We start from the raw sequence: 22,316 nt of genomic DNA on the forward strand, positions 1-22,316 counted from the left end.
TTCATGTTGACTTCCTGACTACATAATACCATCATCGCTTACCACTGCTTATAAGCTTAACGAAGTTTTGCAATACAGTAGACTTGTTGCCTGAATCAAGTTAACAGAGGTTTGTGCTGCTGACAAAAAGCCCATTATTCTCAAACGCAACATTTGTTCTTGAACACCTGGGTTTTAGCACCTGCTTGTACGTCCGGTGAGGCTGGCCACCACCGCCACTAACTCGGCAGCATCTACGGGTTTGGTCAAATGCATCTGAAAACCTGCTAATAGTGCCTGCTGACGATCGTCATTCCGGGCATAAGCCGTCAGCGCGATCGCGGGTAGCCTACCGCCCCGCTGGGCTTCAAGTTGACGCAACTTGCGGATCAGGGAGTAGCCATCCTCATCCGGCATCCCAATATCGCTCACTAAAACATCGGGGCTGCGATCCGTTGCGGTTTCGATAATGCTCAAAGCCTCCTTTACCGAAGCCACAGCCATGACATGAGCACCATACTTTTCCAGAATTGTGCTCAGCAACTCTAGGGCGTCAGCCTCGTCCTCTACCACTAAGATTTGTAAGCCTTCAAGGGTGGGCGAGGCCTGAAACGTCCCATTGGCCTCGACGATCGAGTTTAATGGCTCTGGATCGCTCGGTGGTAGATGGATAATCATCACGGGCAGTTTGACTGTAAAAGTCGTCCCCTGTCCTATCCCTGGACTCACTACCGTTACAGTCCCGCCATGTAATTCAACTAATTGACGCACAATGGCTAACCCTAAACCCAACCCCCCATAACTGCGAGTAGTCGTGCTGTCGTGCTGGCTGAAGCGATCGAAGACAAACGGTAGAAAGTCCGAGCTGATGCCTGCTCCAGTGTCGCTGACAGTAATTTCAACATGGGAATTAACCCGCTGCAAACGAATCTGGACTCGCCCGTCTTTAGGGGTAAATTTGAGGGCATTAGAAAGTAGATTCCACACAACTTGCTGCAACCTATCGGCATCACCCAAGAGCGGGCCAGCTTCAGAATCGAGCACGCTTTGCAGGCGAATAGACTTTGCCTCAGCAGCCAATTGTACAGACTCAATCGCCGATTCAATCACCGGCACGAGGTTGACAGGCCGGACTCGGAGGCGCAGTTTACCTGTGATGATGCGAGAAACATCGAGGATGTCTTCGATGAGCTGGGCTTGAGACTTTGCGTTGCGCTCGATCGTCTCCAAAGCCCGCGCCACCTTATCCTCACTCAGGTTTTTTTGCCGTAACATCGTTGACCATCCTAAGATCGCGTTGAGAGGAGTTCTGAGTTCATGAGAAAGAATCGAGAGAAACTCATCCTTGGCACGGTTGGCGGCCTCTGCCTCTGCCCGAATTACTTGTTCACGCTTCAATAATTCGTCTTTGGTGCGATTAGACGCTTCCAGTTGGGCAGTGCGTTCCTGCACCCGTTGCTCTAGCTCCACATTAATCGCCTGGATACGGCGGCGACTATTTTCTAGTTCCTGGTTTGTAAGGGCAAGTTGAGCTGGACTGGGCGTATCGAGTGCCACTGGAATTAAGGGAATCAGTAAAAAAGTGAACGTATAGAAAGACCAAACACCAGTGACAGCTTTGATCAGTCCTGAAACCCAATAAATGGGGTGCCAAAGTGTCACTATTCCCATTAGGTGCGTCGTGCCACATAAGGCAAAGATAAAAAAGAAACCCACCAGCAGCATCACGGTGTGAGCAGGCAGATCCTTACGCTCATTCGTAAAGTAAACAATGGCAAACGCCACCGAGTAATAAGCGAGGGTAGTCAAGGCATCGGACGTTAAGTGCAGCCAGACTAACCCCGGTTTCCAGAGGTAACAATGCCCGTGAGGAATGAAATTATTAGAAAAGAAGGTGCTCAAGAGGTCAGGCATATAAGTTTACGGCACTGTCAAGTTAATTTAGCGGGTGTCATCAATTCAACCAGATGACCGCAGCAGCCAGAAGAATCGCACGCCGGAAGATTCACCAGAAAACGAGCGAGAAGCCCCGGGCTTTAGACATGGGGAGGAAAACGGCTGCAACTTCAGTCGCCTTGAATCAAAATCCATAGGAATAGCCATCTTTTTTGTGAATAGGTTGACAATATTTATGGCTGATTCCTGCTATTCTTCCCTTCGCTGTAGCGATGTCGAACGAGCCGGATGCACGGCAAAGAATTCGTCCCACGTAGGAACCAACTTTCTTGCCTGCGGTGACGGTAGCGCTGACAAGATCGCCAGTTTGAAAGCCGAAATGGATTTGCTTTCTTGATTTATGGCGAGTTGGAAAGCCAAACCGATCTGTGCCACACATTTGTCGAGTACCGTGTCCTGCTGCTTTTATTAGCAGCGGTTGAGAAGTCAGCACCTTTAATTCTTCGACTTTTCCAACACAAGCTGCATCTAACCAGTGAGTTTTAGCTAAATTCAATCGAGTGCGGTTGAACTTTGTCAAGCCGCCACTGCCAGTAGAAACTGGCAAATCAGTCATGCAAAGTCGATTAAACAGTGCCCAACGAGTCGAATTAACGGCTGTCGCGTCTTTTAATGGACGTTTTGCTTGAGATTGAATCCGTTTCAAAACCTCTGGCTTTTTAGAGAGGAATTGCTCAATACCTTGAGTGCCTTTCTTTTTATTGCAAGCATCGCACGCAAGGCAAAGATTAGAAACGCGGTTAGATCCGCCTTTGGCTTTGGGATGAATGTGTTCGACCTGTAGCGGTGTATCCGTAATTCCACAATAGGCGCACTTTCTGTCCCATTTGTTAGGGTCGAACGGGGTATCGCTACCCCGAACTCCCATGCAAAACCGGACGTGATAGTTTCCCGTCATCCGGCTCCTCGACTGTTTGGCGCTTGTCATGCGTACCTCTTTCCCATTAAGGGTTAGGGGGTTAGAAATAAGATTCATCACTTCTCATCTCCCACTCTTTTGGTTCCCATTTGGCGTGAATAATGTCGTGGCAGTGTCTATGTACGGCTGTCAGATTTGTCTTCTTGTTGTTGCTTCTGTTTCTATCTATGTGATGTACTTCAATTAGACTATCTGACGTGAAGTACAGACCGCAGTGCGAACACTTCCCATCTTGCTTTTTAATAAGCTCGGATAATTGTTTGGGAGTTTCAGGGTATTCCCCTTTTCGCTTGCTCCAGTAGACCCAATCTCCGTCATAAGGGCTTATTTCACCCTTCACCTTTGTGTGTCTGGTTATTGGAGTATCGCCATGCTTGGCTAGACAATGCTTGCCGTTTTTGGTGGCGAATACCCAATTGTTATTTCCCTTGGTTGTCCAAGTCTTGTCGGCGCTTTCATGACGGTAAATTGCCCATCCTCGTATTTGCTGATAGATGATGTGGTCTGCAAGTTGGAATATATCTTTGCTGCAAACCGTTTTGTAATAGTTCGACCAGCCCCTTATCACGGGGTTTAGTGTTGCAATTAGGGCATCTCGCGATGAACCTTTGTGCTTATCGATTAGGTCGCCTACTTTAGATAGATGGACTTTCAGCTTTTCCTTGGATGGTGTGATGATGGTTTTAAATCCTTGCTTAGACGCATACTCCCCTACCTCGAACTGTCTAACATTAAATCCGAGGAAGTCGAACCCTATGTTGCCTCCTTCTTCAACTAGAGTGTGTGAGAGTCTGGTTTTTTCGGGTTTTAATTCCAAGCCAATGCCACTGAGCCATTCTGCTGTTATCTGCATACATCTTTGGACGACGGCTTTATCTTTGTGTAGAATTACAAAGTCATCAGCATAGCGAACTACTGTTAGGGTCATTCGCTTAGAGCGTTTGCTCTGTTGTCTGCCGTAGTTATTTTTCATATCTACGGTTTCAACGTATTGGAGTAGCCGATTTTCCAAGCCGTGGAGGGCGATGTTTGCTAGCAAAGGCGATATAACCCCGCCTTGCGGCGTTCCCTCAGATGATTGACTGAACCCTTTCTTTTTATTGCGATTAGCGTGTTCGCTCCAGTCAATCACTCCCGCTTTCAACCATGCCCGAATTTGACGGCGGAAGGTGGGGAATGTATTTAATTTTTCTAGCAGCGCTTCATGGTTTATTCGGTCGAAGCATTTGGCAATGTCGGCATCTAGCACGTATTTCGGCTTCTGCTTGATTGCTCCATATATTGCTTCGATTGCGTCGTGGCATGACCGCCCTGGTCGGAATCCGTAGCTGTTTGGCTCGAATTTTGCTTCCCATTCCGGCTCTAAGGCTGCTTTTACCAGAGCTTGGGATGCTCTGTCGTTCATTGTGGGTATCCCTAACGGGCGTTTTTCGTCTCTACCAGGTTTATCAATCCAGACTCTCCTGACAGGTTTAGCCTTTTGGTTTAACCTCAGTTGGTGTACAAGTTCTAGCCTTTGTTTGGGGATTAAACTCTTAATCCCATCTATTCCAGCCGTCTTCTTGCCCCGATTATCCTGAGTTACCCGACGAACGGCTAGTGCCTTAGCCGACCAAGACCTCATCAAAGTCTTTTGAAGCCTACGGACTGCTTTGACATCCCCACGTTGAGAGGCTTTGAATATGCGCTTTTGCAACTTAAAGACTATCCTCTGTATTTTTTTCCAGTTGATATCCTTCCATTCCACTTTTGTCTGTATTGACTCAGTATTAGACGTATTCATTGCTACTTGTTCCTATTCATTTCCAAACAATCGTGAATCTGTCAGCGTATCCTCGCCATTACAGCGAGGCTTTGGCTTGTGATTCAATCCTGCCCCCGTACATCATCTGGCTAGCTACCTACTCAGGCATCGACCTTCCTGAGAGATGTATGGGGGTTATCCCGTTCCTAACGACCATTGATTGAATCTTTAGAGCGATGCTATTCACCGGGTTTATGGGAAATGCTTTGTTGGTCGGTTAAACACCCGCCAACTCCCTATCCTTGCCCTTTTGGGACTCCCAGTGTGATCAACCTATTTCACTGGTTATACTTAACGATGATTTAGACACATCTTCGCTTGCGCTGCTCATGGATTCCTGCTCGAAGGGATTCTCAGTTAGGTTGCCGAGTTACCTCCTTCTTGCCCCGCTTTACCTCTAGGGTTGCTACGCCTAGAAATAGGGGTAATGCTTTCACCACTGCACCTGTGGGGAGGGACTTACACCCTCAAGGTCGTTAAGTTGTCAAGGTTCGTTTCAACCCATACGAAAGGCTGACTCCTTACTCCGCCTACACTTTAAGCCATTAGGCTTTCCGTTTTCGCGGAAACGGGTCGCACATTCAACAAATATTCGCGGATCTCGTAGCCACACAAAACGCCTTGCTGGTATTCAATTCCAGAAATTTCGGGGTTTTCTAGTTGCTGTAAATCGAACCGCACAAGTTCTTGAACAATAGAGACAATAGGAGCGAGTTTCATCAATTTATTTACCCAGGTTAGGGTTGTTTCGACACGATGTTGTAAGCTTGGCGCTAGCCACCCTTTAGGGCGAACCCTATTTAGGAATCTCGCTGGACGATAGCGGGTATGGCGATTTCTTCTACCTCTACGCAGTGAACGGCGAGACTCCAAACTGGCTTTGATTGCTTGTCCTCGGTGAGCTAGTTCTGCACCAAAGATTATGTTTTCTCCTTGCACTAATGCGATTCCAGTAGTTTGGGAACCAGGGTCTAATTTAAGAATGATTGGTTTTTGAGGTCCTATAACGTCTGCTTTGAGAATTATTGTGAACGGATACCTTTTAAAAACAGCAGCTTTGCCAGTGGTTAGCAATTTACGAGCCAGTCCTGGGCGAATTGGATCGAGCGGTCGTTTATGGGTATCAATTACAAAAACGAAATTAGACACCAAGTCCTCCATTGCTGGGTAATGTTCGCTTCGAGAATGTTTCCTGAGCTTGTTATGTCAAAAGCACTGGTTTAACCCCGTAATCCTGTTTAACTTTTGACGACAGAGCGGAAAACTAGCGTCGCATTTTCCGGTGTCGTGACTCAAGAAACGTAGGTCTAATCCTGTCTCTGGTAAGGTTCGGGCTTTTTTCTTGCACCGCTCGGAACGAGCCGGACTTCCTAAAAGCCCCCGCTTTTAAGCGTGGGGTTCCTTACCGCCCTAGGGTGACAGCGCGTCGCGATTGCCTGATACTGCTTGAGCTTGGGGAAAAAGTTCTCAATCAAATGACCGGCTTTGTACAATTGAGCATCGTAAGTTTCCAGGGTCTTGCAATTGCGACGAGGTGAAATGACGGTGATCTTCCCCTCGGCATTGAGGCGGTCAATCACACGCTGATCTGGATCATAGCCCTTGTTAGCCAGCAGTGTATCCGCCACCAGTAATGGCTGCAGTTGGTCGCCTCCTGCTCGCGTCACCAGTTTGTCGGGGGGTGAGGTGAAACTCCAACGGATTGCCCAACGCATCCACGCGATCGCATGAATCTTGTTACTCAATCGCCCTTTGCTGCCTCCAATTGCTTCATTCCTACGTTCCTCAAAAAGCTCAGCAGGAAGATGTTTCTTTCAAGTGGGAAAATGCCTGAATAAAAACTAAGTGTACCGCCGGGAAATAGTGGGTAAATGTGCTTTAATATATGTCGTCAAAATTCGCTCCTAAAAACGAAAATAAAAAATGTTAGAGTTCGATCGCCTGTTCCAAACAATCGAAGAATTAGTAATGCTGCACTCACCCAGCGGTGCGGAATCGGAAATTAACCAGCGGTTGATGGAAAAATTCGCAGCCCTGGGAGTGAATGCTTGGGTCGATCGCGCGGACAATGCCATCGCCCTAATTAAGGGTCGCAATCCCGAAAAGTCGATCGCCATTACCGCCCACAAAGACGAAATTGGGGCCCTAGTTAAAACAATAGGCGAGAGTGGCCGCGTGGAAGTCCGCAGATTGGGCGGCGCATTTCCTTGGGTTTACGGCGAAGGCGTGGTGGATTTGCTCGGAGACAAGCAAACAATTAGCGGCATTCTCAGCTTTGGTTCCCGCCATGTTTCTCACGAATCTCCTCAGAAAGCTCAGCAGGAAGATGTTTCTTTAAAGTGGGAAAATGCCTGGATCGAAACTAAGTGTACCGCCGAGGAATTAGCCGAGGCCGGAATTCGACCGGGCACGCGGATGGTGGTGGGAAAGCACCGCAAGCGCCCGCTGCGGTTGAAGGATTGGATCGCGAGCTACACTCTGGACAACAAGGCTTCAGTAGCGATTTTGCTGGCTCTGGCGGAGTGTTTGAAAGAGCCTGCGGTGAATGTTTATTTGGTAGCGTCGGCGAAGGAGGAGGTTGGGGCGATCGGAGCTTTGTATTTCACCCAGCGCCAGCCGTTGGACGCGCTGATCGCTTTGGAAATTTGCCCTCTGGCGCCGGAATACCCGATTCGTGACGGCGAAAACCCGGTTTTGCTGGTTCAGGACGGCTACGGAGTCTACGATGAAGGATTGAACGCCCAATTGCGCGCAGCCGCCGCAGCCGCCGATGTAGAGGTGCAGTTGGCGGTAATTAGCGGTTTTGGGAGCGATGCTTCGATCGCCATGAAGTTCGGCCACGTAGCCCGCGCCGCTTGTTTGGCTTTCCCCACCCAGAACACCCACGGCTTTGAAATTGCTCATCTCGGGGCGATCGGCAATTGCGCCGCCATCCTCAAAGCCTACTGTGACGAGCTTTGGGACGAGTAGAAAAAAAAGTTTCGCAAAGTAGTTGACAGATTGGGAAAGATTAGTTAAGGTAATAAAGGTGCGGAACACAAGCAAACGCAGCGACGCGCCCCCATCGTCTAGAGGCCTAGGACACATCCCTTTCACGGATGCGACGGGGATTCGAATTCCCCTGGGGGTATTGAAAATTTAAGTCTGATATCAAACTGATATCTAGTATGTGGGGTGGGCATTTTGCCCGCCCTTATTGCTATTCGGTTTAACATTAAGCTGATTTGATCGCACATCTTGCACCATTCTCAAGAACAGGCAAGATGCCTGTTCCACAAAGAGTGAATTTTCTTGTGGAACAGGCATCTTGCCTGTTCATAAACAAGTAATTGAGAATGGTGCAACATCTCAGTTCGATCGCACTTTCCTTAGTTTGCACCATTGCCATTGATATCGAATTTTTCTATAATGGGAATTTCTGAAGGTGAGGAAGCTACGATTCGCAGGTTTATATCAACTATGATTTGATTTTTATCAAGAACTACATTTGCTTTTTTTATTATAATTTTTGCGGATAAACAATCACCTGATTCAGGTTCGGGAGATGGCTGAGTTTTATATCCTGCGTCCTCCAGCCATTCACAAATCTTCCTCCAGTTTTCTACCTTTTCATCAGCTTTACCTACAAGATTTTTTACATATTGGTATAAAGTATTACAGAAATCTACCGCAATTCCCTTGGGGTTTTTACTGAGTCTTTCGGCAATTTCGGCGGGACTGTAGTCGCAGAGTAGACCCCGTAGGTGTTGTTTCTCTGTGGGCGTGAGCCGCTTTCCCTTGGCGGATGCTAGGTCTGTGTAAAGAGTTTCTAAGTCCCAGTCGCGGGCAGCTTCGGGGAAGCGATCGTTAGAGGATGCCATTGCAGGGGATAGGTTTCTGGATTTTTTATAATCAAAGTCTAACACGATTCCTAATGCTTATTAGTTTCTTTGTTAAAGCTAGTTAGATTAGTATCAGGGAAAGCAGGATCGTGATTAATTTTACACCTGGAATCGGGGGAAGGCTCACTGCTTGCGCGGTAGAGTTATCTGCTGGACAGAGTTATCAACACAAACTCCTCATAATTAGGTATTTACCCGTAAATGTTTAACCACGAATACAAAAAAGAGGCACAAGAGAAACTGCGCCGTGCAGTAGAAAAGTACCAAATAGATTGTGAGTATTTACAAAATGCCGCTGGAAGTCTTTATCAAACGCGAGTTAATCGTGGGGTTGAGATTATCCAACTATGCGAAAATTACATTAACACGTTGGCCAACTCGCCAAAAGAGTTTAGCAAAGTCGTTACAAAACTGAAGTTTCAGCTCAAGGAAATTACTGGCAAAGATTGGGATCTAATTTATGCGGCTCATAACAGCAATGTAGCAGCAGCAGGTGGTGCAGGAGTCATGGCTGGAGCAGGAGTTGCCTGTTTTGGGCCAGCAGCAGCAATGGCAATTGCCACAACTTTTGGAACAGCCTCAACAGGTACTGCGATTGCTTCTCTTTCCGGTGCAGCCGCCGTTAATGCTGCTTTAGCCTGGTTAGGAGGTGGCGCTCTTACTGTGGGTGGTGGCGGTATGGTGGCTGGAAATGCACTGCTGGCACTAGCAGGGCCGATTGGCTGGGGGATTGGTGGTGTAGCTTTGGCTGGTAGTGCTTTTTGGACAAGTAGCGAGAATGAGAAAATTGGGAACGAAGCCAACAACCGCGCTCTTGAAATTGAAGGTGACACAGCTAAAGTCAACATAACCAAGAAAGAAGTCAATCTTCTGGAGGGGGAAACTGTCAAACTAGCTAACTTGATTCAAAGTGAACTGCAATACTTCAAGCAGAATGCACCTTTGAATTACCTGAATTTTAGCCAAGCTCTCAAACAAAGGCTGGGGACTTTAATCAATTCCATTACTTCCCTGAGCGAGTCTATTAAAAAGACCGTAGACCTGAAAATGTAATTATAATTTGGAGTGCAGCATTATCCTCTAGCAATTAGGGAGTAATGCTGCTATTTTTTTAAACATGGAAAACAGAGAAGATAGACATCTGACAACTCAATTCGTTGCTGCAATAGTAGCCCAGGAAAATCTGCGCCATGCAGAACAGCTTGCAACGGAACTCAGTAAACAAGACCGAGCGTTTTTTGCAGCGGTCGGAGAGATTGATAAAGTTCGTGATTTTGTAGGTAGTCCCGAAAAAATTCTGGGAAACACAAGCACAAAACACGGTGAAATAGCTGAGCAAGTGGAAGTTGGTATTCGCAATGCAAAATCTCTTTTGAACTCCTCTGAAACTCGCGCTACTTTTGAGGGAGTGGGTAGAACAGCACCGGAAGATTATTTAATTGATGGTATTAAAGTACAGTCTAAATTTGTGAATGGGGTTGGCAATAATTTAGACCACGTTCTCGACCACATGAAGAAATACGAAAACTTTGGCAGAGATGGGTCATATTACCACATCCCTAAAAACCAATATGAAGTTATTGATAAAATATTGAAAGGGCAACAAGTCGAGGGAATAACAAGTCGTACTGCTCAAAAAATACAAGAAAAAGCTCAAGAAATAGAGCTGATGTCGGGTCGTCCTTTCAGTCAGACTGTTCAAGCTGGATCGTCTAACTATGAAGATGTGCAAATAGGCAAAGTTGACGATACCCTAGACCGCAAAGAGCATGAATTAAAGCAAGAACACAAAGAAATTAAGGATGGGATACGCTACGACGCTCAACCTACTCTGGCTGATTTTGGTAACGTTGCTGTTAAAGGCGCGGTTATTGGTGGTAGTATTCGATTTGCTACTAAGCTTTACGCTAAGTATAAGCAAGGTAAAAACGTTTTTAAGGGTGAGTTAACCCCCGAAGACTGGCAAGAAATTGGAATTGATACCGCAAAAGGAGCTGCACTTAGTGGTATATCGGCAACAGTTATTTATGGGTTAACCAATTTTACCCAAATGTCTGCACCTTTAGCTGGTGCTTTTGTTAGTGCAGGCTTGGAAGTTGCTAGTTTAGTGGGTAGTTTGAACCGAGGGGAAATTACGGCCGATCAATTCGTTGAATTAAGTTTATTTGCTTGTGCTGATTCAGCCATTGTTGCTGCTGGAGCTACTATCGGACAAGCTTTGATTCCGATTCCTGTTGTTGGCGCTGTCATTGGTGCGATCGCGGGTCGAATCGTGACTGGTTTTTGCAAGCAGTTATTGGGACAAGATACTCATCTTGCTCGACAAGTGGAACAATATTATCAACAGTCCCTGGCTAAAATTGACCGAGCTTACAAGGCAGCCGTTGCTAATCTTCTTGCTACCTATGAACGACTAGGTAATTTAGCAGAAGCAGCTTTTGATCCTAACTTAAACCTCGAAGTGAGATTGCAAGCTAGTATCGAATTAGCTGAAGCTTATGGCGTTTCTGATTCCAAGATTATTCACAATTTAGATGAGCTTGACGCTTTTATGCTGAGTTGATCGAATAAAATATTAGGAAATCATCGGGAATTTTTAATGCAGATTTAGTATAAGGTGCGCCGCAGCGCACCCTACAGAATTAGATCGCAGCTATCACTTCTGCGACTTCAGCAACGGTTCAATCTGCTGCCTTTGAAACTGCAATTCATCCGCCAAAGGCTGGTAAATTTCCCGATCGCCCGATTCATTGCAATAATCCCACAAACCATTGTAACAGTGCCTGTCGTCATCCCAACCCGGATGGTTAACAATCGGATACAAGCAGATTCCCTCTATCGGAACTCCTGCTTTCATCGCCGCCATTACCTCAGTGCACACATAATTAAACCAGACAGGTCTAAACTCGTCTTCAGTACCCGTTTCTGCTACGAATAAGGGGCGGCGGTAGCGCTCATACACTTCTTGCAGCATTTCACGAAACGGGCGGTACAGCGGATCGGTGTATTTCATCGGGTCTTCATTGTGAATCCACTGATTGCGATCGTAATAATTCACCCCAATAATATCGAGATATTTTTCCTTACCGCCGAGTTCTGGGCGAAAACGTCCAGCCAACATATCCCAAGCTTGATATTGAGATAAGCGATAACCTTCCGCTGCGTCCCGATCCTCCGGTTTGTCAGGATCGGCAATAATGTTAATTGTGGGGTCGATTTGAACGATCCGGGTGCCGGAATTGACCTCCCAAACTGATTCTATCGCTGCGATCGCAGCTTTGATTAACTGGATTTTGAGCTCGTCTCCCCGCCCTTTTGCAAACGGATTGATGTACGCGACATCGCCGCCTGCCCAAGCAATAAATGAAATTTCATTGACAGGTGTCACGAAAGGTGTTTGGTCTGTTTCCTCAGTTAGCACCTCCATAAAAGCGCGCACCATGCTTGCAAACCTGGACACAAATTCGGGACTGAAAATATCAATATCGTCTGGCCAGCCGTAGTGAAACAAATCCCAAATTACCTGCATTTTCATGTCGCGGGCGGCGCGGATAATTGGCAGGGAACTGGAAAAATCGTATTTTCCGGGCGACTGTTCAATTAAGTGCCAGCGGAGGCCTTCGCGGACTGTGTAAATCCCTTGTTCCTGCAAGCGTTGGTAGTCGGCTGCTGCAAATTTATCGTGACCGGTGGCGGCTGTGACATCGAGGCGTTTTCCAGATTGCACTCTGTGGGTGGAACATTCAAATCCGCCCATGAAAAAACTTTGAAACATCAATCGAATGGGTAATGGGTAATGGGGCATGGGGCATCGGGCATCGGGCATCGGGCATCGGGCATTGGGCATGGAGTAATGAGAAGAGGTTCATTAAATGATTGAGACTGGGTGCATCTTAACTTTGGAATGCTTCGCCCCTACGAATATATTTACAAAAATCAGATGCGCCCTTGAGACTTGTTATATCCAATAACTTGGAACTGCGGGCAATTACTAATTACCAATTACCAATTACCCATCACCAATTCCCAATGCCCAATGCCCCATGCCCTCTTGCCAATTAGCATTGACTAATAGCTTGCGGCTGTGAACTTTCTTCGGGAATATCCCAGCCGAGAGTTGCCGCCGCGATCACCTCTACAGGAAACTTGGGAGTGCGATCGGCATACAACAAACCGTTAGCTTCTTGGAAAGTATCGGTTAACTGCGTGTAACAAAATCCGCTGAACATTTCCACTCGGTTTACCACCTTCAACAGCGCGCTGTAGCGCCTTTGCAGTTCCTGCGTGTCGGACGCGCGCACGTAGCCCCAAACCCTGTAAAAATCAGGATTTTCGCGACCGGCGCAGGCTATGCCACCGAATTCTGTCAGCATCATCGGCTGTCCTTGGTGCGGGTGGCCGTCGAGGGTGAGGATACGCCCGCCGGGACGCCCGCGATCGAACAAATCCGCTAGCTGGACTTCGGGCCCGTAGCGCTTGGCTAGGGTTTGCGGATTGTTGTCGTAGTCGTGAATCGCCAGGATATCGGTATCGATGCTTTCCCAGCCGTCGTTACCGATGACGGGGCGAGTCGGATCGAGGGTTTTTGTCAAGAAATACAGCGCTTGCACGTAGTTGCGGTGGGCTGCTGCTTCGACTAAATTCGGAACTCCCCAAGATTCGTTGAACGGCACCCAGACTACGATACAGGGGTGGCTGCCGTCGCGCTCGATGACTTCCGTCCACTCCCGCGTCAGCCGTTGCACGGCTTTGGGAGTGAAGCGGTAGGCGCTGGGCATTTCTTCCCAAACTAAGAGCCCCAGCACGTCAGCCCAGTACAAAAATCGCGGGTCTTCGATTTTTTGGTGCTTGCGGACGCCGTTGAAACCCATTGCTTTGACTAATTCGACATCGTGGCGCAAAGCTTCGTCGGAAGGGGCACTCATCATGGTGTCGGGCCAGTAACCTTGGTCGAGCACCAGTCGCAAATAGTAGGGGCGGCCGTTTAGCATGAAGCGATCGCGCTGGATGCTGACCGTCCGCATGGCGGTATAAGATTTAACCTCGTCGAGGAGTTTGCCGTCGGCCCACAACTGCACTTGAGCGTTAATTAGCGTAGGCTTTTCGGGACTCCACAGCAATTCGTTGCGGTAGTCGTCGATACCAGGGTCGGAGAGGGCGATGCGGCGGTGGATTTCGCCGTTGATGACTTCGTAGGTGTCGTTGACTAGCAGCAAACAGCCGATCGACAGTTTAACTTTAATCTGGATTCCCGACTGGCGATCGCCCGCGACAAAAGCTTCAAAACCGATTTCCCAGCGTTCAAACTGGGGAGTCCAGCGGATGCGCTCGATATAAGTGTGAGGCACCAATTCTACCCAGACTGTCTGCCAAATGCCGGTCGTGCGCGGATACCAAATACTGTGGGGCTCTATTTGCCAGTCTTGCTTGCCGCGCGGTTGCTCCAAATCTTGGGGGTCGTCGTGGGCCCAGACTGTCACCCGCTGCGGCCCGTTGAGGTTCACAATTGCTGTAATGTCTGCGGTGAAAGGAGTGTGTCCGCCTTCGTGTTCGATGACAAACTGACCGTTCACCCAGACGCGGGCGCGGTAGTCTACGGCCCCAAAGTGGAGGAGAACTCTGCCTTCTGTGTGGGGTACGTCAAATTCGCGTTCATACCAGCAGTTGGCGTGAAAATTCGTGTCGCCGATCCCGCTTTTTGCGGATTCTGGAGCAAACGGCACTTCTATAGTGTGAGTCCACTCCGAAATATCGATCGGCTGCACGCAGTGACCCGCGTCATCGTAAGCAAATCTCCACTTACCATTGAGACAAATCCAGTTGCTCCGGCGCAGTTGGGGGCGCGGATAACCTGTTTTGCGTCCTTGAACTGTCACCTTACTATCAAGAGTTGCAGACTCTTCTATCTCGCAATTTTCTAGTTCTCTACCTAACCAACTCATCGGCACATCTACCCAAAGTTATATTTATAGGTTAGCTACAATTACCCCCACTTTGACAAGTTTTTTGCTGATTAATTTGCAAAAGTTCTGCCTATTAAAACAGCCTCATCTGAAGGCTCTCTTGTGCTGAAGTCATTAGTCAGAAGAAAAAAGAATAAACCAGGAAGATTTTTCCTATCCCCCACTCTCCCCCTCTCCCTCTAGCTAGCAAGACTTGGCAAACCTCCTAACGGTTCAGTTAGCTCACTTTTGAGAGAAAATTCTTCGGCAAACGGCAAACACTGAAATATTTGCTGTAGTCCCGTGAGTTCAAATAGAATTCTAACTTGTTCGCTCATGGCAGAGATCAAAAGTATACATTGGCTGTCTCTCACTAATTTTACGATCGCCACTACAGCCATTAACTCGGAATTTTTCAGAAAATTGATTTTAGAGAAATCCAGCATCAGAATTTTGCCACCGCTTTCAATGAGGCGCTGTATTTCTTTCTGAAACTGAGCAAATTGAGAAATTTCCAAAACCTCATGAGACAAAACAATTTTCACTAGAACGTTCATTTTTACCTCAATGCTTGTTTGAATTATTAAATAACTTTTGAGGAAAACCGAGTAAGTAAGGTGCTGTGTGGGCACCTTACCTTTTTACCCGTAACTCGCAGCTTCCAGCTACTTGCTAGCAGATTTGCCGTTGCCGTTGCCGTTGCCGTTGTTGACAGCAGCGACTTCTAGAGAAGTTGTGGTTGGGCGATGGGCGACTCCATGGGATGAGCTGACATTAGAGGCAGAACCGTTAACATTTTCTACCAATTCAATCATGGGCTTGGTAGTAATTTGTGTGTAAGTTGTCAGAGCTTGAGCGACCACTTGATCCATGTTGTAATACCTGTAAGTCGCCAGCCTTCCCACGAAAGAAACTCCCGGAGTTGCATCAGCCAAAGCCTTATATTTCTTGTAAATTTCGGCATTTTCCGGACGCGGAACCGGGTAGTAAGGGTCTCCCTCAGCTTGGGGATATTCGTAGACAATGCTAGTTTTTAGATGCTCTTGTCCGGTGAGGTATTTAAACTCGGTGCAGCGAGTATATAAATGCTCGTTGGGGTAATTTACCACCGGTGCTTCTTGGTGTACAGGTACGTTCAGCGTTTCGTGCTTAAATTCCAAGGAACGGTAAGGCAGTTTGCCGTAGCAATAATTGAAATAGGAATCGACAGGCCCGGTGTAAATCATTTCTCCGTAAGGGATAAAACCCTCAATCTCCCGGTAGTCGGTATTCAGCATCACCTTGATGTTTGGGTGAGAAAGCATCTTTTCAAACATCCGAGTGTAGCCGTGCAGGGGCATTGCTTGATAGGTATCGGTAAAATAGCGATCGTCCCGGTTAATGCGAGTGGGAACGCGGGCGATCACTGACTTGTCAAGTTCCGAGGGGTCCATGCCCCACTGTTTGCGGGTGTAGTTGCGGAAGAATTTCTCGTAAAGTTCGCGGCCGACTTTGCTGACAACGACATCTTCGGAAGTGCGAATGTAATCTTTTGGTTCTGCTACTTTCGCGAAGAAATCTTCTACTTCAAATGAGGTGAGATTCAGTCCGTAAAGCTGGTTGACGGTGTTGAGATTGATGGGAATTGGCAGCAGTTGACCGTCAACGCTGGCGAGGACGCGGTGTTCGTAGGGGCGCCACTCGGTGAAACGCGAAAGATACTCGAAAACAGGGCGCGAATTGGTGTGAAAAATGTGGGGGCCGTATTTGTGTACCAGGATGCCGTGGTTGTCGTAGTGATCGTATGCGTTGCCGCCGATGTGGTTGCGGGTATCAATTATCAGGACTGTTTTTCCGGCCTCATTTGCTAGTCTTTCGGCAATGACGCTACCTGCAAATCCGGCTCCGACGATTAAATAGTCAAACATTGAAACACCTCTGATTGTGGGTAAGGGTAAGGAATAATTGGTAATTGGACATACAGCGGGGAGGGTGGAGTGTTAGTTTTTGAATCCGTAAAGTGTAACTCTTTAACTTCAACCTCAACATTCCTAACTTAAAACTTTCATCCTGCCTTCGGCTTTCTGTTTTTTATCGTCGATCGCACTTTCGATCAACCCCAGCATTTCGCCCCAGGTATTGTCCCAAGAATTGTCTGCTAAAAAGGCGTCTACTTCGCTCAGCCACTTGGTGCGAACGTCCGAAGTTTCGCTGAAGATTTCTTCGGCACAAGCAACGAATTCTTCAGAATTGCTAGCAATCCGAACCAAGCCGTTTTCTCCGTATGGCCGCACCACGTCGCGGATAGGAGTAGAAATCACCGGTTTGCCGGCAGCGAGGTATTCTGGAGTTTTCGTGGGACTAATAAATTTAGTCGATTCGTTAATCGCAAAAGGCAACATGGCGATATCCCATCCGCCAAGATAGGCTGGCAATTCTTGATAAGATTTGCCACCAAGATAGTGGATATTTGGGTGAGTTGGCAGAGTTGCCGGATCGATTTTCACCACCGGGCCAATGATGACTAAATGCCAGTCCGGCCTTGCTTGGGCCATGCCCGCCAGCAGTTCGATATCCATGCGTTCGTCGATGACGCCATAAAATCCCAAACGCGGGTGAGGAATGTCTTTTTGATCCGCCGGTTCTTCTGAAAGGTTCCTGGCTGTCGCAAAGTGTTCTTTTTCGATGCTGCTGGGGAAGGGGTGAATGTTTGGGTGCTGGTGCTGTTTGGCTTCGTAAAGGTTGTGTCCCCCGGTAAATACTACGCTGGCCCGCTTTAATAATTGGTTTTCATTGGCTTTTAAATCCGGGTGCGCGCCTTGGAATGCTGACAGTTCATCCATGCAGTCGTAGACTACAGCTAGCGGCTTTAAGTGGCTTGTGAAACTGACAGCCATTGGTGTGTAATACCACAGAATGTACTGGCTAATTTCTGCCGCTCGAAACAAATCATCTAGCATGGCTTGCTGAGCAGTTTGTGCTGTTGCTTCGCTGGTTCCTTCGCTCAGGTGCGGTACTATTACCCAGACTCCGCTTTCGTGGATGCTGACATCAAGCCACCAATCTGTAGCCGCGCTAAACACAGGTTCTTCTACAAAGAATACGCGACGTTTTTTGGCACAGCGGCTCAATAGATGTTGCGGACGCTGATAGACAAAATTCCACCGCAAATGAGACAGGCAAACTAAATCTGGTGCATCTAAAGCCTCAGTGTTTGATAAGTTGGCTCGCACTGCGGGCGATGCAGCGAATTGAGAGGGGGATTTTGCTGGATCTATAGAGGTAAATCGGATCTCCCATGCTCGATCTTTATTGCTATAATTATTGTTTACTGAGTTTTCTGGGGGCGACATATTAGCCTCTGGAATTTGTCAATGAAAATTTGTCAGTTAAAATTGGTCAAGAGGATATATTTCTCAGCAGGGTCTTACTGAAAGTCGCAAGCATAAATCTGAGAACTTTTATTGACGAGCAAGCGCCGCATTCAGTGAGCCAAACAAAGAAACTGTTTAGCTGCGGAAAAAACAGGCTTATCTGCTTTTTTCAAAATTGAAACTTAGAGATAAGTTATTATTGTTAGACTTGCTATTGTTGTTAAATGTAACCCAGTTTTTCTGCCCTAACTTCTATCTGAAGGATGACTTTTATCTCAGGAGACACCTACCTTGCATGCTGGGTTCAAAAGCCTTTAAAATGCCGATCGACCTTGTAAAATGACTCTTAACTGGCAGGTACGGGGTGAAAAAAGAGCGAGTTTGATTGCTTTATTTGAAGATGAGAGAAAATTTGCCATCAAGTTTATGTTGCTTTTTGATTTGACAAACCTTGCTTTTTTTTAACTCATCCGATCGCTAATTTGGGAAATTTGTATCCTTATATACCAAGTTGCGCCAGAGATTTATGACTTCCGATAGATTAACAATTGACAGTTTATGCAGTGGGGTTAAACTCACATAATATCACCTATCTCAACAATATCAAAGAAAACAGGTAATGGCAACGACAAACCTAAGATTTTGTGCGAGTATGTAGCAAGAAACCAAGATGATGACATTTGGGCTGTGGGCGTCAGTTTAACCTTGTGTCCACAGCACAAATGTCAATCATCCCTCTAAGGGCGGGTTCGCCGATATCTGCAATCAAAAGCCAAATATCCACGTAAACCCGCGACTAGAAAATAGCACCAACTTTACAGTCGGCGGCTGTCAATTTTGGCGATTCCCCCTCCAAAGGCAAAATCTTGCACCGTCGAACTCTTTAAGAAATCGTGAGGAAAACCCAATTCAATTGCACTTACTTTGTCTAACTGCTGCATTTGTTCGGGGGTTAATTTGAACTCCAAACAAGCCAGATTTTCCTGAAGTTGCGAGAGTTTGCGCGAACCCACAATCGGAATAACTTCGACTGGCTGTTGGATCAGCCAATTTAGCGCTACTTGAGAAGCAGGTTTCCCAATTTCGGCTGCTATTTTGCTAAGTTCGTCAGCAATTTTGAGGTCTCGTTCGTTAATTTTTCCCGATTCAGATGAATTCAGCCGTTTAGCTTCGCTGGCTGTTTCTGAAGTGTTGTATTTTCCTGTCAGTAAACCGGCTGCTAAGGGACTCCAAGCTGTGACGCCAATATCAAAGGCTTTTGCCATAGGGATCAAGTCCCGTTCAGGAGTTCGTTCTTTTAAAGAATACTCGATTTGCAAGCCGATAAATGGTGTCCAACCGCGCAGGTGGGCGATCGTATTTGCTTGAGAAATAATCCAAGCCGGCGTATCGGAAATGCCGATGTAAAGAACTTTGCCGGCGCGTACTAAATCGTCAAAAGCGCGCATTACTTCTTCGACGGGTGTGGTAAAATCCCAAGCGTGCAGCCACAGCAAATCTATGTATTCAACTTGCAATCGCTTCAAACTTGCCTCTACTGCTTGCACCATATTTTTGCGGTGGTTGCCGAAACCATTGATTTCGCCATTCTTCATGTTGAGGCTATACTTAGTGGCAACTACCCATTTTTCGCGATCGGCTGCGATGAACTCACCGACATATTTTTCGCTAGTACCGTTGGTGTAGAGATTCGCGGTATCAATGAAATTGCCGCCCGCTTCTGCAAAGGCGTCGAACATTTTCCGGCTTTCGTCGTATGAGCTCCCCCAGCCCCACTCTTCCCCAAAAGTCATGGTTCCGAGGCAGATTTCGGAAACGCGAAGTCCGCTGTGACCTAATAGTTTGTATCTCATGTCACCCTTCCGCTAGTTAATGGTTGTTAACAGTTTAGATCGGGATTTCCCAAACTGTTGCCATCAGTCGGGGTGGCGGGCTTTTGTAATCTGTTAGCGCTGCGCTGAATGTTGAGTGTTTTGCCAAGTCAATCAAAATTTCGTAGCAGGGGCGATGCTGTCTCGCCCCTGCGTTTAGTTTAAACAGCGCGCAGGGGCGATCGGCTTACCAATGTATTTAGGATTACATTTCTAAATTAAAATACAGTAAAATCGGTAAATTATAATCTACCTTTAGGTAGGTATTTACTGACATGAGTTATATATAAAAAAATGTTCTATTTTATATAAGAAAACCAAACTGAACGAGAAAAAATATCTGTAGCTAAATTAACTTTTTAGCGTTATAGTGATTTACAGATTACAAAAACTAGGTGACTCACTTGGCTGACATCGTTGATACCGCCGTTTCGGCAGGCTCTTTTACTACCCTAGTTGCTGCCGTCCAAGCCGCTGGTTTAGTAGATACTCTTAAAGGCGCTGGCCCCTTCACAGTTTTCGCCCCTACAGACGAAGCTTTTGCTAAGCTTCCCGCAGGTACTGTAGAAGCACTGCTTAAGGACATTCCTAAGCTGACAAAAATCTTGACTTATCATGTCGTTTCTGGCAAAGTTATGGCCGCTGATGTGGTCAAGCTGAAATCTGCCAAGACAGTTGAAGGTTCAGAAGTTAAAATTGATGCTTCCAATGGCGTCAAAATCAATGATTCTACCGTTACAACAGCCGATGTTGCTGCTGATAATGGTGTCATCCATATTATTGATTCAGTCTTGCTTCCTGCGTAAGCACAGATTTAGATAGCCCAATACTATCTTGAGGGCGGTGGCTGTTGTTAGCCACCGCCCTGTTTTCGTTGATAGTTGAGATTTAAATATTTTACGCAGCTCGATAATTAAAACTATTATAGATTAGCGGGAATTGGCCGATCGCACTGGGCTTGAGTCTGTCCCAAATTTGTCGCTGCTGAGTTTACCGGGAAAACTGGTTGCAGGCTAACTCCCACAGGTACTCTGGAAAAAAAATTATCAAAAAAATAAAAAAGTGCGATCGCGTTAACAATTGCCGATAATTAGCGGCCCACTTATTTTGCACTTTCGGGCTGATTCCCGGTTGATGCGTAGATACCATGCCACCAAACCCAACATTTCTCCGAGAAACTGGGTTTACCAGGCCTTGTCCTAATTAAGATACAATAAGAGCCACAAAGAAAGTGCGATCGACATTATTTGACATTCAAGCTATGCAATCTACAACTCAGTCCGAGACAGAACCGGCGATGGACGCTCCCAAACACGGCTTACCCGTTACCATCATTACAGGATTTCTCGGCAGCGGCAAAACAACCCTGCTCAACCACATCCTGACCAACCAGCAGGGTTTGAAAACAGCAGTTTTGGTAAATGAATTTGGCGAAATCGGCATCGACAACGAACTGATTGTCACCACCGACGACAACATGGTTGAGCTGAACAACGGCTGCATTTGCTGCACTATTAATGAAGATTTAGTTAATGCAGTTTACAAAGTTCTGGAACGTCAAGAAAATCTCGATTATCTGGTAGTCGAAACAACCGGACTCGCCGACCCGCTGCCAGTAGCAATGACTTTTTTAGGAACAGAACTGCGCGACCTGACTCGTCTCGATTCGATAGTTACAGTAGTAGACGCAGCCAACTACAGCTTAGATTTATTCAACTCTCAAGCAGCTTACAGTCAAATAGCTTACGGCGATATAATTATCCTCAACAAAACTGATTTGGTTGAAGAAGCAGATTTAGATTTGTTGGAAGTTAAGATTCGGGATGTCAAAGAAGGTGCTCGAATTCTGCGAACAGTAAAATCGCAAGTTCCCCTACCGCTTGTCCTCAGCGTCGGATTGTTTGAATCGGACAAATATTTCCAATCTGAAGAAACTCCTAGCAGTCACGACCACGAACATCACGAACATCACGAACATCACGAACATCACGACCACAGCCATCACGACCATCACGACCACAGCCATCACGACCATCACGACCACAGCCATCACGACCACAGCCATCACGACCACTCCGACCATTTAGAAAATGACGGATTTACCTCAATTTCTTTCCTGAGTGACAAGCCGTTTTCTCTGAGAAAATTTCAATATTTCTTAGACAAACAAATGCCAACAAATGTGTTTCGCGCGAAAGGAATTATGTGGTTTGAAGAAAGTCCCAAACGGCATATTTTTCACTTGAGCGGCAAGCGATTTACGATGGACGACGACGAGTGGAAAGGCGATCGCAAAAACCAGCTTGTTCTCATCGGTCAGGGTTTGGATACCGAGACTTTGCGATCGCAACTCGAAAACTGTCTTTGTATGCCTTCAATCAATCGCGGCAAAGGTTTTGGGAAAAACTAAAGGTTACTGGTTCCCAGGCTAGAGCCTGGGAACCGATGTAAGCGAGGCTCTGCCTCTCTGGTACTTAGGAAGATAGGAGGCAGAGCCTCTGGATCTGCGTTACCAGGCCAGAGCCTGGTAACGAGTAAGGATCGCGAATTAAATAACTTACAATTTTAATTGTTATTGTGGGATGGGCGTCCCGCCCGTCCAAAAAGGACG

At 46.8% G+C, this 22,316-nt stretch carries 16 protein-coding genes, 1 tRNA gene and 2 pseudogenes; 6 read left to right on the plus strand and 13 right to left on the minus strand.

Features of this window, described 5'->3' with window-relative positions; all coding sequences use genetic code 11:
• Window positions 1-174 precede the first annotated feature (174 nt).
• The 5 genes and pseudogenes from QUB26_RS27030 to QUB26_RS27050 form a co-directional block, all read right to left on the minus strand.
• Window positions 175-1,893, minus strand: a complete 1,719-nt coding sequence (locus tag QUB26_RS27030; protein ID WP_333247027.1) for an ATP-binding protein — start codon at window positions 1,891-1,893, stop codon at window positions 175-177.
• 166 nt (window positions 1,894-2,059) lie between these two features.
• Window positions 2,060-2,764, minus strand: a pseudogene (locus QUB26_RS27035) (HNH endonuclease); the annotation flags it as partial.
• Window positions 2,765-2,894: 130 nt separating this feature from the next.
• The gene (gene ltrA / locus QUB26_RS27040) at window positions 2,895-4,637 is read right to left on the minus strand and encodes a group II intron reverse transcriptase/maturase (RefSeq protein WP_333293186.1); all 1,743 of its coding nucleotides are present in this window, start codon (window positions 4,635-4,637) and stop codon (window positions 2,895-2,897) included.
• A gap of 603 nt (window positions 4,638-5,240) precedes the next feature.
• A pseudogene (gene iscB, locus QUB26_RS27045) lies at window positions 5,241-5,807 on the minus strand (RNA-guided endonuclease IscB); the annotation flags it as partial.
• Between the two features lie 221 nt (window positions 5,808-6,028).
• A complete protein-coding gene (locus QUB26_RS27050; protein WP_333157049.1) occupies window positions 6,029-6,403 on the minus strand; it encodes a hypothetical protein in 375 nt (124 codons plus the stop codon).
• A 178-nt stretch (window positions 6,404-6,581) separates the two neighbouring features.
• On the opposite strand from QUB26_RS27050, the gene QUB26_RS27055 reads away from it, so the two are divergent.
• Entirely contained in the window at window positions 6,582-7,628 is a 1,047-nt protein-coding gene (locus QUB26_RS27055; RefSeq protein ID WP_333320433.1) for a M42 family peptidase, read from the plus strand.
• Window positions 7,629-7,715: 87 nt separating this feature from the next.
• Window positions 7,716-7,788: transfer RNA gene (locus QUB26_RS27060), tRNA-Glu, on the plus strand.
• 32 nt (window positions 7,789-7,820) lie between these two features.
• Here the strand turns inward: QUB26_RS27060 and QUB26_RS27065 are convergent.
• Entirely contained in the window at window positions 7,821-7,964 is a 144-nt protein-coding gene (locus QUB26_RS27065) for a hypothetical protein (RefSeq protein WP_333291291.1), read from the minus strand.
• A gap of 62 nt (window positions 7,965-8,026) precedes the next feature.
• Window positions 8,027-8,518, minus strand: a complete 492-nt coding sequence (locus QUB26_RS27070; protein ID WP_333320435.1) for a helix-turn-helix domain-containing protein — start codon at window positions 8,516-8,518, stop codon at window positions 8,027-8,029.
• Between the two features lie 222 nt (window positions 8,519-8,740).
• On the opposite strand from QUB26_RS27070, the gene QUB26_RS27075 reads away from it, so the two are divergent.
• Together QUB26_RS27075 and QUB26_RS27080 are read left to right on the plus strand one after the other, a co-directional pair.
• The gene (locus QUB26_RS27075; protein WP_333320437.1) at window positions 8,741-9,592 is read left to right on the plus strand and encodes a hypothetical protein; all 852 of its coding nucleotides are present in this window, start codon (window positions 8,741-8,743) and stop codon (window positions 9,590-9,592) included.
• A 64-nt stretch (window positions 9,593-9,656) separates the two neighbouring features.
• Window positions 9,657-11,102: a hypothetical protein gene (locus QUB26_RS27080; protein ID WP_333320439.1), complete on the plus strand. Its 1,446-nt coding sequence runs from the start codon at window positions 9,657-9,659 to the stop codon at window positions 11,100-11,102.
• Window positions 11,103-11,195: 93 nt separating this feature from the next.
• Here the strand turns inward: QUB26_RS27080 and QUB26_RS27085 are convergent, their stop codons facing one another.
• The 6 genes from QUB26_RS27085 to QUB26_RS27110 all read right to left on the minus strand — a co-directional run bounded on the left by QUB26_RS27085 (window position 11,196) and on the right by QUB26_RS27110 (window position 19,687).
• Window positions 11,196-12,314 carry a beta-glucosidase gene (locus QUB26_RS27085; protein ID WP_333302999.1) on the minus strand — a complete coding sequence of 373 codons (1,119 nt, stop codon included), beginning with the start codon at window positions 12,312-12,314 and terminating at the stop codon, window positions 11,196-11,198.
• Window positions 12,315-12,597: 283 nt separating this feature from the next.
• Complete coding sequence (locus QUB26_RS27090; RefSeq protein WP_333240778.1) at window positions 12,598-14,481, minus strand: glycoside hydrolase family 2 TIM barrel-domain containing protein; 1,884 nt, start codon at window positions 14,479-14,481, stop codon at window positions 12,598-12,600.
• A gap of 200 nt (window positions 14,482-14,681) precedes the next feature.
• Window positions 14,682-15,038, minus strand: coding sequence for an STAS domain-containing protein (locus tag QUB26_RS27095; RefSeq protein ID WP_333240781.1), 357 nt, complete (start codon window positions 15,036-15,038; stop codon window positions 14,682-14,684).
• A 108-nt stretch (window positions 15,039-15,146) separates the two neighbouring features.
• Window positions 15,147-16,388, minus strand: coding sequence for a UDP-galactopyranose mutase (gene glf, locus QUB26_RS27100; RefSeq protein WP_333240784.1), 1,242 nt, complete (start codon window positions 16,386-16,388; stop codon window positions 15,147-15,149).
• A gap of 123 nt (window positions 16,389-16,511) precedes the next feature.
• A complete protein-coding gene (locus QUB26_RS27105) occupies window positions 16,512-17,813 on the minus strand; it encodes a glycosyltransferase family 1 protein (RefSeq protein WP_333240788.1) in 1,302 nt (433 codons plus the stop codon).
• Window positions 17,814-18,649: 836 nt separating this feature from the next.
• On the minus strand, window positions 18,650-19,687 hold the full coding sequence (locus tag QUB26_RS27110) for an aldo/keto reductase (protein WP_333240791.1): 1,038 nt from the start codon (window positions 19,685-19,687) through the stop codon (window positions 18,650-18,652).
• A 422-nt stretch (window positions 19,688-20,109) separates the two neighbouring features.
• Here QUB26_RS27110 and QUB26_RS27115 point away from each other — a divergent pair, with 422 nt between their 5' ends.
• Both QUB26_RS27115 and QUB26_RS27120 read left to right on the plus strand, forming a co-directional pair.
• Window positions 20,110-20,511, plus strand: coding sequence for a fasciclin domain-containing protein (locus QUB26_RS27115; RefSeq protein ID WP_333053794.1), 402 nt, complete (start codon window positions 20,110-20,112; stop codon window positions 20,509-20,511).
• 455 nt (window positions 20,512-20,966) lie between these two features.
• Window positions 20,967-22,115 carry a GTP-binding protein gene (locus QUB26_RS27120; protein ID WP_333240795.1) on the plus strand — a complete coding sequence of 383 codons (1,149 nt, stop codon included), beginning with the start codon at window positions 20,967-20,969 and terminating at the stop codon, window positions 22,113-22,115.
• Window positions 22,116-22,316 lie beyond the last annotated feature (201 nt).

The organism is Microcoleus sp. B4-C1, assembly GCF_036705285.1.
Lineage (GTDB): Bacteria > Cyanobacteriota > Cyanobacteriia > Cyanobacteriales > Microcoleaceae > Microcoleus.